This window comes from Rhizobium leucaenae USDA 9039, assembly GCF_000426285.1.
Classification (GTDB): domain Bacteria; phylum Pseudomonadota; class Alphaproteobacteria; order Rhizobiales; family Rhizobiaceae; genus Rhizobium; species Rhizobium leucaenae.
Genome location: NZ_AUFB01000099.1, coordinates 1 through 1274, shown reverse-complemented (window position 1 = coordinate 1274; position 1274 = coordinate 1). Strand labels below are relative to the sequence as shown.

Sequence of the window (1274 nt, the reverse complement as noted above, 5' to 3'; positions counted from 1 at the left end):
CAGGGTGCCGAACTCGGGTTAACGCGATTTCCCGCTTGCCAGAAGTCTGATTCCCTATGGCCTCGATGATTCGGAGGGCATGGTGATGAACGTTGTGGCATTGGAGGGATTTGAGAAGTCGCGATTGAAGCTGTTGCTCGATCATCTCGGTGAGATCGAGGACGTTCGCGATCCCTGGCGTGTCGCCTACCGGTTGCGGGAAGTGCTGTTTCTGGTGGTTTGCGGCACGATCTGCGACTGTGAAGATTATGATTTGATTTCGGAATGGGGCGAACAGCATCTGGATTTCCTGCGCCGCTTTCTGCCCTATGATCATGGGGTTCCGGGCGGGCGTTGGTTGACGATCCTGATGAACCGGATCGATCCGGCGCTGTTTTCGGCCGCCTTCACCGACTGGGTGCGCGAAAGCTGGCCCGACAAGCCGGATTTCATTGCCATCGACGGCAAGACCTCGCGCCGCAGCCATGACCGCGGCGCGGGCAAGGCGGCGCTACATCTGGTTTCGGCCTATGCGACGACCCGGCGGCTGGTTCTGGCGCAGGAAGCGGTCGATGCCAAGAGCAACGAGACGACGGCAATTCCGGTTATTCTGGAAAGGCTTGGCGCAAATGGCGGACTTGCCGGCGCCATCGTGTCGATCGATGCGATCGCCACCAACCCAACCATCGCCACCGCCATTGCCGGTCAGGGGGCCGATTACCTGCTGGCGGTCAAGGCCAATCAGCCGACGTTGCGCGCCGAAATGCAACGCTATTTCGAGGATGCACCGGACGGGGCGCTCAACACTGATATCGATGTCGACAAGGGCCATGGCCGCATCGAGCAGCGGTTCGTTACCGTCTCGAGCGAGACCGATTGGCTGACAGGAGGCCGGCGCTTTCCCGGCGAACTGCGCCTGCCCGGCGCAAGGACGCTGATCCGCGTCCAGTCCCGCACCGAGTTGAAGGATCGCTGCCGGTTCGATACCCGCTACTTCATCTCCTCGGCCAGTCTCGACGCAAAGACCGCCGCCCAGGCCGTCCGCGGTCACTGGCTCATCGAAAATGCGCTGCACTGGACGCTCGACGTCGTCTTCCGCGACGACCAATCCCGACTGCGCAAGGGCCATGGTGCCCACAACATGGCCATCGTCAGACACTTCGCCATCAATCTCGTGCGTGCCGTCGCCGACAAGAAATCCATCAAGCTCCGCAGAAAACGCGCCGGATGGAATACCGAATATCTACAAACAATCCTCGGAGCGCTCACCCGTTAACCCGGATTCGGTGCCCTGG

Annotated in this window: 1 protein-coding gene; it reads left to right on the top strand. The window is 60.8% G+C overall.

The annotated features are described in order from the left end of the window. Positions 1-85: 85 nt before the first annotated feature. On the top strand, positions 86-1255 hold the full coding sequence (locus K290_RS0133390; RefSeq protein WP_028755415.1) for an ISAs1 family transposase: 1170 nt from the start codon (positions 86-88) through the stop codon (positions 1253-1255). Positions 1256-1274: the final 19 nt, after the last annotated feature.

What these genes read in the sequence shown, in the direction of transcription:
- K290_RS0133390 (WP_028755415.1), top strand. Translation starts at nt 86, where the DNA reads ATGAACGTTGTGGCATTGGAGGGATTTGAGAAGTCGCGATTGAAGCTG.